Below are 11,182 nucleotides of genomic sequence, written 5' to 3' on the forward strand. Positions count from 1 at the left end.
CCGTACAAGTGCAGCCGGCGTCCGCGCAGGTCCATGGGCAGGCCAGGGCGGACAGTCGGCGGTGCCGCCGCCGGAGCAGCCGCACTTTTTTCGGTCCGGATGATTTTTTCGGGGTCAAAAAAACGGAAGACACGCTGATGCTGCCCCCTTTGCGGCAATTCCGGAGCCGTCCATGTCCCGTCGCCCTGTTCCTCCCTGGTGCCAAGGCACCATCGCTGCCCTCGCCCTGGCCGCACCGCTCCCTGTGATGGCCGCGGGCGGCGCCTGCGCGGGGTCGCCGCCGCCGGCGTTCGAGCTTTCCATCGCCAGCGGGGCAATGCGCGACGGCGAGGAAAACCGGGTCGAGGTGCGCGCCCATGCCGACGGCTGCGTCGCCGTGCGCCGGCCCTGGTTTCTGCGCGAGGCGGGCGAGTACGAGCTGCGTCTGGATGCGCGGGAATGGGCGGCGCTGCAAAGCGCGGTGGCGCCGGAGGAACTGCGCAAGATCGATCCGCGGCGCCTGGGCGCACAGACAAGGCAGGTATGGAAGGATGCGGCGGCCGGCCCGGTCGTGTTCGCCGAGCCGGATGCGGATGTGTACACCCTGCGCTGGCGCGAGGGCGATGCGCTGCGCCAGCTGGTGGCGGGTGATCCGCGCCAGGCGGCGGCGCGCCAGCCCGAATCGGCCGAGGCGGGCCGCGTCGCGCAAGCGGTAGCGGCTCTGCGTGCGCTGGCTTCGCGCACGGGCAAGCCTGTGGCGGCGGAGGGCGCGAAATGAACCGCACCCGCCTGACCGCATTGATCGCTTTCGCCGCGACCGCGCTGCCGCAGCTGGCTGGCGCCGGCAGCTTCATCGCGGTCGAAGAGGACGAACCCGGCCGCGTCGCACATCAGAACTACCAGGGCGCCGGCGGCGAGCTGGCGCAGATCCGCGTCTGCATCGACAACTCGGTCAACCCGGCCCTGGCCGCCGCCGCGGAACCGGCGGTGCGCAATGTCGTCGCCACCTACAACCGTATCCGTTCGCTGGCGGACAACACCTATGCCGAAGGTGCGGCGACCAGCGCGCCCCCGGACCAGGTGGATTTCGAAACCGTGCTGCTGCACGAATTCATGCACGCCAACGGCCTGGATCATCCCAACCAGGCCAACAATCCCGCGGGCGCCGGCGGCTACAACTATGGCGACTCGCGCAGCGCCGACGGCGCCAACAACGTGCTCGATCACCTTGGCGATGCCGACGGCATTCCCGGCTCGGCCGACGACCAGCGCGGCGACGACGTGAACCTGCTCTGGTATCCGCGCGGCACCAACGATCCCGCCGTGCTGCCTGCGGTGGTGGATACGACCACGATGGCGCGCACGCTGGACCATCTGCCGCCGGGCCAGCATTTCGCCGCGAACGCCAACAGCGCGGTGATGGCTGCGCTGGGCCATCCCAACAGCGAGGCGGTGGCGGTACAGGGCTATGTGCAGGGCCAGGTCGGCCGTCATCTGCACCATGACGACCTGGCCATGCTGCAGCTGGCGCGGGCCGGTATCGACGGCCTCGCCGGCACGGCCGACGACTATCGCACCAGCGCGGTGTTCGCCGGTTTCTTCAACAATCCGCAGGGCGGCGAATGCTCCATGGTGGTGCGCTTCATCGACGAGGTCGGCTTCGCCGGCACCCTGGTCGGCCTCACGCCGCTGGCGCCCAACCATTGGCGCCTGATCTACCCGACCCGCATGCGCTTCAACCCGGCGGTGAACTGGTACTTCACGCCGGGCGCCAACACCGCGATGCAGATAGACCCGGCCACGCCCGGCACCAGTTCCGGCGTGACGCCGTACACCGTGCAGGTAACGGTGGCCAAGGCCGGCTACAACCTGATGAGCGGCACGCCGCGGGGAAGCGTGATCGTGCGCGACGGCGCGCGCGGCGACCCGCTGACGGCGGCCTGTTCCATTGATCTCACGCCGGCTTCGGGCGGCAGCGGCAGCTGCCTGCTCACGCCCGTGACCGCCGGCCGCAAGATACTGACCGCCGACTACGTCGGCTGGGGCGGCTGGGACGGCAATACCGCCAGCGTCGCGCACGACGCTACCGGCGTGGTGACGTTCGCGAACATCACGCAGGCCCCCTCCCCGTCCGCCATCGGCGTCGATGTCAATTTCGACTGGGCGCTGGTGCCGCCGGGCGGAGGCGCGCCGGTGCAGGCCAGCGGCAGCGTCGTGGTGAAGGAAGCGGCCGACTGCGCTTCCGCGCCGGCCGATCCCGCACTGCAGTGCTCGGCGACACTGCCGGCGCACGGCTGTTCCATCCGCTTTTCCAGCCCCGGCACGCATACGCTGCGGCTGTGCTACAGCGGCGACAGCGCCGTGGCGCCGGCCCAGGCCAGCGTGGTGCATACCGTGCTCGCCGGACGCGCGACTGCGACCAGCATCCTGGCGCAGTCCTCGTCGCTGACCAAGCCCTACGAGCCGTATACCGTACAGGTGCAGGTACGCGAGGTTCCGGACCAGGGCGGCCATCCGCAGGGCACCGTCATCGTGCGCGACGGCGACGACAGCGATCCGCTGACCGCGCGCTGCACCGCCACGCTGGCCGGCACGCCCGACGAAACCGCGTCCTGCCAGCTCGCTTCCAACCGTGCCGGCGTGCACCCGCTCACCGCGTCGTTCGCCGACCAGGGGCTGTGGATGGGCAGCAGTTCGGCCTCGCTCGCCCATTCGGTGCGCAGCTTCGCCATCGTCAGCAACAATCCGTCCAGCGTGCCGCTGGGACAGGCGGCCAGCGTGGTGGTGGCGCTGGAAGTCGCGCCCTTCGGCGCCACGCCGGCGCCCAGCGGCACCATCGTCGTCAGCAACGGCAGCGACAGCTGCGAGATCGTGCTGCCGGCCAGCCATTGCGCCTGGCGCGGCAGCAGTACGGGCACGCATCAGCTGGTCGCCAGCTGGAGCGGCGATGCCAACTATCCGGCCATGACCACAGCCGCGGTGATGCAGACGGTGACGCCGGCGGCGCCGTATCCGCGCTGGGTATCGCAGGCGCGCAGCGGCTATCCGGAAAGCAACGCCGCCTCGACCGGATCCAACCGCGGGCTGTCCGCGGACGGCCGCTTCGTGGTGTTCTCTTCCAGCGCGACCGACCTCGTCGGCGACGATACGAACGGCGTCGAGGACGTATTCGTGCGCGACCAGCTCAACGGCGGGCTGCGCCGCGTCAGCGTCACCGCCGCCGGCGCGCAGGGCAACGGTGCCAGCCGCCTGCCGGCCATCAGCGCCGACGGGCGCTTCGTGTCGTTTGAATCGCAGGCGAGCAATTTCTTTCCTGGCGACAGCAACGACAAGGACGTCTTCGTCAAGGACCTCTACAGCGGCGCCCTGGTGCGCGCGACCACGCGCGCCGACGGCAGCGCGCCGACCACGCCCGAACTCGCGTTCGCCACCACGGCGCTGCGTTCCTCGCTGAGCGCGGACGGGCGCTTCGTGGCCTTCGCCACCTACCGCCTGCTGGCGCCCGGCGATACCAACGGCCGCGTCGACACCTACGTCAAGGACCTCGCCACCGGCGCGCTGGACCTCGTCAGCAGCAACAGCGCCGATCAGCCCGGCGACAACCACAGCCAGTTTCCCGCCATCAGCGCCGATGGCCGCTACGTTGCCTACAACTCCACCGCGGGCAACCTGGTGCCGAATTTCCCGGCGAACGGCCTGCTCAACCGCGTCTTCGTCAAGGACCGCCAGACCCGTGTTTCCTCCTTGGCCAGCGCCCTGGCGGACGGCACCGTGGCCGACGGCGCCTGCGGCGACTACCCGGCGATCAGCGCCGACGGCCGCTACGTCGCGTTCCAGTGCAGCGCGACCAACCTGCCCGCCCTGATCTGGAACGGCGAGCGCGTATTCGTCAAGGACATGAGCAGCGGAGCGATCGAACTGGCCGCTTCCAGCATTACCTACAGCAACAGCCGCACGCCGTCGCTCAGCGCCGATGGCCGCTACGTCGTGTTCCAGACCGGCATCAATGCATCGCCCGGCTACGTCGCGGTGGTCGTCAAGGATCGCCAGAGCGGTCAGTTGGTCAACCAGCACGTTCTGCCCGGCAGCACCCCGGCGCAGGAGGACCAGGTGCCATGGGAAACGCGCATGTGGCCGTCGATCAGCGCCGACGGACGCTACGTGGCCTACCAGTCGGTGTCCGCGGCAATCGCGCCGCCGGACAACAACGCCGCTGCCGACGTGTTCGTGCGCGACCGCGTGGCCGGCCTGACCCAGCGCGCCAGCGGCGCCTACTTCGGCCTGCGCAACGACGGCGACAGCGACAACGCGGCGATCTCGCGCGACGGCAGCATCGCCGTCTACGATTCCTTCAGCTCGCGCCTGATCGACGGCGATGCCAACGGCCAGCGCGATGTATTCGTCTACCGCAGCGGCAGCGGCACTGCGACGCGCCTGAGCACGGCCGCCGATGGCACGCCCGCCAACGGCGCGAGCTACGCACCGGCGCTGGCCGAGCACACCGGCGACGTGTTTTTCCTGTCCGCGGCCGGCAACCTGGTTGCCGGCGACACGAACGGCAAGGTCGATGTGTTCCGCCGGCATTCCAGCGGCGGCAGCATCCAGCGCATGAACCTGTTCTACGGTTCCCAGGCCAGCGCCGACGCACAGGCGCCGCTGGCGGTCAGCGGCGACGGCCGCATCATCGCCTTTGCCTCGGCCGATGGCGGCATCGCCGGCGATTCCAACGGGTTCACCGATATTGTCGTCTACCGGCCGTACAACAACGGCTCGGCCAATCCGCTGACGGTGGCGGCCAACGGCAACAGCCTGCAGCCGGCGATTTCCGACGACGGCCGCATCCTCGCCTTTGCGTCCGAGGCCACCAATCTCGGCGTCAGCGGCGCCGCCGGCGTGCGCAGCGTGTATGCACGCAACATGCGCGAGTACTACAACGTGCCCCAGCCCATGCAGCTGGTCAGCGCCGACGCCGCCGGCGTGCCCGCCAACGGCCGCAGCGAGCAGCCGGCCGTGAGCGCCGACGGCCGCTACGTCGCCTTCGTGTCCTGGGCGACCAATCTCGTGCCCGGCGACGACAACGGCGTCGCCGATATCTTCGTCAAGGACATTCAGACCGGCGCGATCGAGCGCGTCAACACCACGGCCGCCGGCGCGCAGGGCGCGGGCGGCGACTGTGCCTCGCCCGCGTTCAGTTCCGGTGCGCGTTTCGTCGGTTTCGTCTGCGCCCAGGGCAACCTCGTCGCGGGCGGCGGCGGCACGCCGGCCTACTACGTCAAGGACCGCAGCAATGCAGCGATCGTGCGTCTGTCGCAGACGGCCGGCGGCAGCGCGGCCGACGCCGCCAGCAGCGCGGGTGCGCATGCGCTGGCCGACAACGGCATGGGCGTGTTCGTCTCCGATGCGGGCAATCTGGCGGCGCTGGATTCCCCGCTGGTTTCCAACGTATTCCTCAACCTCTATCCGGCCGCGTTCAGTGCGAGTGCGGTCAGTATCGTGTCGACCTCGCCCGCCCAGCCGGAAGTCGGCCGCGGCTATACAGTCGCTGTCAGCGTGACGGGCTCGGGCGCAAATCCACCGACAGGCCGCGTGCGCGTATTCGACGGCACCGACGCCTACCCGACCTGTGTCGCCACGCTGACTCCGGGTACGCCTTCCACCGGCAGCTGCGAGCTGGGCACCGGCGTGAGCGGCACAGCCACGCTGACCGCGTACTACGGCGGCGACGACAGCAATGGCGCGGCGGTCTCGCCGGCCTTCTCCGTGCCCGTACAGGACTTGGTGCTGCCGGCCAAACCGATCATTTCCACCGTCACGCCCGGCAACGGCCGCGCCACGGTGCAGATCGGCATGAGCAACGTCGGCTCGCCGTTTTCCGGCTATACCACCACCTGCGGGGCGCAGACTCAGAACAGTACGGGCATGCCGGTCGTGGTGACCGGATTGCAGAACGGCGTGACCGTGGACTGCCGCGTCGTCGTACACAACGTCGTCGGCAGCAGCCCGCCCTCCGATCCGGTCAGCGTCACGCCCAGGGCCGGCACCAGCGCCGCCATCACCGCGCATACGCCCAATCCCTCGCGCGTGAACCTGGCCTACAGCGTGAGCGTGGCCGTGCAGGGCGAAGGCACGCCGGCACCCGGCGGCCAGGTGACCGTATCCGACGGCGCCGCCTCGTGCGTGGCGGCACTGACGCCGGGCTCGCCCTCCGTTGGAAATTGCACGCTGGTTTCAACGCTGCGCGGCAGTCGGACGCTGACCGCCAGTTACGCCGGCGACAGCGCGAACACCGGTTCCAGCGGCACCGCCGCACACAGCGTGGCCGATGTGCCCGCCGCGCCCGTGCTGACGCAGGCGGCACCGGGCAACGGCCGCGCGACGCTGACCTTCGGCGCTCCCGCGGACAACGGCGGCAGCGCCGTGCTCGACTACACCGCGAGCTGCGGCGCGCAGTCCGCCGTAGACACGCAATCGCCGCTGGCGGTGACCGGCCTGACCAACGGCACGCCGGTGAGCTGCAGCGTGACCGCACGCAATGCACTGGGCCACAGCCTTGCCTCCAACGCCATCGAAGTAACGCCGGCCACCGTGCCGGGCAAGCCGAATCTGATCGGCGTGCAGCCGGGCGACGGCAGCGCCACCTTCACGTTCTCTGCGCCGGAAAACGATGGCGGCAGCCTTGTCGACAGTTACCGCGCGGTCTGCGCCGGCAAGTTCGCCGCCGGTCCGGCATCGCCGCTGGTCGTCACCGGCCTGACCAACGGAACCGCGGTCCAGTGTTTTCTCACGGCCCACAACGCGATGGGTTTCAGCGCGCCGGCCGGACCGGCAAGCGTCACTCCGGCAGCCGCGCCCGGTGCACCGCTGCTGACCGCGGCCCAGCCCGGCGACGGGCGCGTGACCCTGGTGTTCGACGCGCCGGCCAGCAATGGCGGCAGCGCGGTCCTCGACTACACGGCCACCTGCGGCGCGCAGTCGGCCACCGGGCCGGCTTCGCCCGTGAGCGTGAGCGGCCTGGCCAACGATGTCGAGGTGAGCTGCAGCGTCCGGGCGCGCAATGCGGCGACCACCGGCCAGCCCTCCAATGTCCTGGCCGCGACGCCGGCGCCGGCACGGGCAAGCACCGCGCTGGCGCTGAGCAGCGGCACCGATCCCAGCCAATGGGGCCAGCCGCTGTCCTTCACTGCCACGCTGCAGCCCGTCGCACCGTACAGCGCGACGCCGGGCGGCAGCGTCACGTTCAAGGACGACGGAACGCCGGTCAGCGGCTGCACTGATCTTGCCCTGACCACGACAGCACCGGTCACCGCCACCTGCACCACGGCCGCCCTCGGCGTCGGCCCGCACAGCCTCACGGCCCAGTACAGCGGCGACGCGGTCTACGCCGCGGCGCAGCAGCCGGTGTCGAACACGCTGAGCCATACGGTCGGCCGCGCGGTCAGCACGGTGGACTTCGACGTGCTGAACTTCGTCTATACCGGCAGCACCAGGACCGTCACCGCGCATATCCACGATGAACCGGCCACGAGCTGTACGGTGACGCCGTCCAGCATAGGGCCGGACATCGGCAGTACGCCGGTGACAGCCAGCTGCGAAGGAATCCACTACACCGCCAGCGGCAGCGCCACGGCCGTCATCGCCCGTGCCCCAAGCACGGTGGATTTCGGCACGCTGAACTTCACCTACGACGGCAGCGCCAAGACGGTGACGGCACGCATCCACGACGAGCCGGCGACCAGCTGCACGGTGACGCCGTCCAGCGTAGGCCCCAATGCCGGCAGCACGCCGGTGACGGCCAGCTGCGAAGGAACCCACTACACCGCCAGCGGCGGCGCCACGGCCGTCATCGCCCGCGCCGCGAGCACGGTGGACTTCGGCACGCTGAACTTCACCTACGACGGCAGCGCCAAGGCGATCACCGCGCGCATCCACGACGAACCGGCGACCAGCTGCACGGTGACGCCGTCCAGCGCAGGCCCCGGTGCCGGCAGCACGCCGGTGACGGCCAGCTGCGCTGGTACCAATTACACCGCCACGGGCAATGCCGCCGCTGTCATCGCCAAGGCGGCCACCACCTTGACGCTGACCAGCGACTGCCAGCGCACCTTCGTCGAGAACCAGCCGTATACGCTGGTGGCGCGGCTCAACGGCGGCATCAACGCGACCGGCAGCGTCAGCTTCGACGACGGTCCGGCTTCCCTGTGCGTCAACCTGCCGCTGCTGAGCGGGGCGGCCACCTGCGTGGCGACGCTCTCGGCCCACCAGCAGGCAGTGGCGACGCTGGCGCTGGGCGCACGCTACGGCGGCGATGCCAACCACGATGCCAGCCAGGCCACGGCGATCAATGTCACCGTGCTGGGACTGCTGAACGCGATCTTCCGCAACGGACTGCAACTGCCGGGAGATCCGGATGCGTGTCCAGTAGAGTGAGGCTGGACTGGCAGCGGCCCGGGCGAGTGCGCCGTCGCGCGCATTCGCCCGGACGGGCACGGCCCGGCGGCGCGGGCCACTGCCGATTCGCCGCGCGCCTGCGCCAGGACCCGCGCCGGCCGTACCGGACGCAACACCGCCCGGTCAGCGGCCGCCGCCGCTGCGGAAGATGGCCCAGAGCAGCCAGATGCCCGCGAGCGAGGCGCCGACAAAACCGAGCAGACCGAAGAACGGCAGGCCAAGCAAGGTCGGACCGCCTTCCACGGTCATCGTGATCGACGAACCGACGATCAGCGCGGCAATCACCAGACCGCCGGCCAGGCGGTTGGCGGAATGGCTGACGTCGCGGCTGAAATCGCGCAGCTCGTCGACCTGCATGCGCAGACCGGCCTTGCCGCCCTGCAAGGTGCGCAGCAGCCGGCGCAATTCCCGCGGCAGCGCAATGGCCAGTTCGGAGAAGTCGCCGACGGCGGCGATGCCGCGCCGCGCAAGCACGGCCGGCCGATAGCGCTCGATCATCGCGCGGCGCAGGAAAGGCCGCGCCTGTGCCGCCATGTCGAATGCCGGATCGAGGCGGCGGCCCAGCCCGTCCAGGGTCAGGCAGACCTTGATCAGCAGCGCGAGATCGGCCGGCAGCGCAAGCCCGTGCTGGCGCAGCAGCGCGGTCAGGTCCAGCAGCATGCGGGCCAGATCCAGCTGTGCCAGGGGCACGCTGTGGTAGCGGTCGATGAACGCATCGACATCGGCCGCGAGTTCCGCCGTATCCCCGTCGCCGCCGTCCGACCAGTCGAGCAGTACGGCGCAGACGCGATCGGCGTCGCGTTCCACCAGCCCGGAGAGCAGCTGCACCACTTCGTCGCGCCGCGCCGGCGACAGCCGCCCGACCATGCCGAAATCGATCAACGCGATGCGCCCGTCGCGCAGCGCGAAGACGTTGCCCGAATGCGGATCGGCATGAAAGAAACCGTCGCGCAGCATCATTTTCAGTACGAGCTGGGCACCGGCACGCGCGATGGCCGCGCGATCGATCGCCGCCCGCTCCAGCCCGGCGAAGTCGGCGAGCGGAATGCCGTCGACATAGTCCTGCACGTTCATGCGTTCGTTGGTACACGGCCAGTACACCGCGGGCACGATCATGCGCGGATCGCCGGAGAAGCGTGCGGCAATGCGCTCGGCGTTGCGGCATTCGGCCGCCAGGTCCAGCTCCTGCATCAGGGAGGCGCGGAATTGCCGCACCATGCCGACCGGATGGAAGCGCCGCAACCCGGGAAAACGCGCCTCGATGCGGCGTGCGGCGTACTGCAGCAGGCGCATGTCCGCCTCGACCAGCGGCACTATGCCGGGGCGGCGCACCTTGATGACGACTTCGCGCCCGTCCGGCAGCCGCGCGCGATGCACCTGGGCGATCGATGCGGCCGCCAGCGGCGTGGATTCGATGCACTGGAAAAACGCTTCGGGCGCCTGCCCCAGCGCTTGCTCCATCTCGCTCCGTACAGCCTCGAAGGGCAGCGCCGGCACAGCGTTCTGCAGCAGGCTGAACTCGGCTATCCACTCGGGCGGAAACAGGTCCACCCGCGTCGCCAGCAGCTGGCCCAGCTTGACAAAGCAGGGCCCCATCTCTTCCAGTGCATGGCGCACACGCACCGGCACGGGCTGGGATATCCAGTGTTCCAGCCGCTCCACGGGTATCGTGCCATCGACACGATGCAGCGCGCGCGCAATGCCGAGCCGGCGCAGCAGATCGCCGAAGCCGTGGCGTATCAGGATGCCCGCCAGGGTCTGCACGCGACGGGTGTCGTAACTGGCGATCAGGGTGTCCCACATCGGTGCCGCGCCTTTGCTGTCATCGTTATTGGCGATTCGCCGCACGCGGCGGCCGCGGATCGCGCGGCCGCCGCCGCGGAAGCGCGATCGGCGGCATTCCCGGCCCGGCCGGGACTGCGTTCCCGCAAGGCGCCGGCAGCGGCAATGTCTGCACGGTGGCTGCCCGCTGGCCCCCGGCTGGCGGTGGCACGTTCAACCGCCACGCCTGCCGAGATCGGCGAGCCGCCGCAGCGCGCGCTCGCGCACGGCCGGCACGCCGACCAGGCCGATGCGCGTTTCGCGCACCGGCGCGATGCCGCAGAAACCAAGGATGCTCCTGCGCAGTGCGCGCGTGCCGTGGCCGCCGTACCACCAGCGATAGACCGGCGCCGGCATGCCCATGGTCACGATCACGCGCGCGCTGCGGCCGCGCAGCAGGGCCTCGGGAAAACGCTGCGATTCGGCGCGGTGGGAGAAGCCGGGCCGCAGTACCTGCTCGAAGAACGCCTTGAGCCGCGCTGGAATCATGCCGAGCCAGAGCGGGTGCACGATCACGAGGTGACCGGCCCAGCGGATCTGCTCCTGGGCAAGCCGCAGCGGCCCGGCCACGGCTCCGGACTGGAATTCCCGTTCGCTCATCAGCCACTCGATGGGCAGCTGCGCGACGTCGATGCGGCTCAGCTCGTGGCCAGCCTCTGCGGCCGACGCCGCATAGGCATCGGCCAGCGCGTGACAGAAATGGCCACCGGCGGGATCGGGATGGCCCTGGATCAGGGTGATGCGGCTCATGCAAGGTACTCCCGGCGCCGCGTTGGCGGCCCATGCCGGCGATGATCGGCGGCGGCACGAGCTTGCATGTTGACACCGGTCAAACCCGGCCCACGCTGCAGCAGCCCCCCTCGTAGCACCCTGGGCAGCGGGTTCGTCGAGTGCGTCGGCCTGTTCCGCGTGACGCCGCCCGGCGCCGGGCAGC

At 70.3% G+C, this 11,182-nt stretch carries 4 protein-coding genes; 2 read left to right on the plus strand and 2 right to left on the minus strand.

Annotated features, from left to right (window positions below; genetic code table 11):
* Positions 1–172: 172 nt before the first annotated feature.
* Positions 173–757, plus strand: coding sequence for a hypothetical protein (locus NM961_RS02250; RefSeq protein ID WP_255910776.1), 585 nt, complete (start codon positions 173–175; stop codon positions 755–757).
* A complete protein-coding gene (locus tag NM961_RS02255; protein WP_255910778.1) occupies positions 754–8,406 on the plus strand; it encodes an Ig-like domain repeat protein in 7,653 nt (2,550 codons plus the stop codon). The genes NM961_RS02250 and NM961_RS02255 overlap by 4 nt, the downstream gene beginning before the upstream one ends.
* A 144-nt stretch (positions 8,407–8,550) precedes the next feature.
* On the opposite strand, the gene NM961_RS02260 is transcribed toward NM961_RS02255, so the two are convergent.
* A complete protein-coding gene (locus NM961_RS02260; protein WP_255910781.1) occupies positions 8,551–10,230 on the minus strand; it encodes an ABC1 kinase family protein in 1,680 nt (559 codons plus the stop codon).
* A 192-nt stretch (positions 10,231–10,422) separates the two neighbouring features.
* A complete protein-coding gene (locus NM961_RS02265; RefSeq protein ID WP_255910784.1) occupies positions 10,423–10,998 on the minus strand; it encodes an NAD(P)H-dependent oxidoreductase in 576 nt (191 codons plus the stop codon).
* Positions 10,999–11,182: the final 184 nt, after the last annotated feature.

Origin of the sequence: Tahibacter harae (genome assembly GCF_024437735.1) — a bacterium.
Classification (GTDB): domain Bacteria; phylum Pseudomonadota; class Gammaproteobacteria; order Xanthomonadales; family Rhodanobacteraceae; genus Tahibacter; species Tahibacter harae.

Bases quoted from the DNA above. Each gene is read 5' to 3' on its own strand.
- NM961_RS02250 (WP_255910776.1), top strand. From the start codon at position 173: ATGTCCCGTCGCCCTGTTCCTCCCTGGTGCCAAGGCACCATCGCTGCC.
- NM961_RS02255 (WP_255910778.1), top strand. From the start codon at position 754: ATGAACCGCACCCGCCTGACCGCATTGATCGCTTTCGCCGCGACCGCG.
- NM961_RS02260 (WP_255910781.1), bottom strand. From the start codon at position 10,230: ATGTGGGACACCCTGATCGCCAGTTACGACACCCGTCGCGTGCAGACC.
- NM961_RS02265 (WP_255910784.1), bottom strand. From the start codon at position 10,998: ATGAGCCGCATCACCCTGATCCAGGGCCATCCCGATCCCGCCGGTGGC.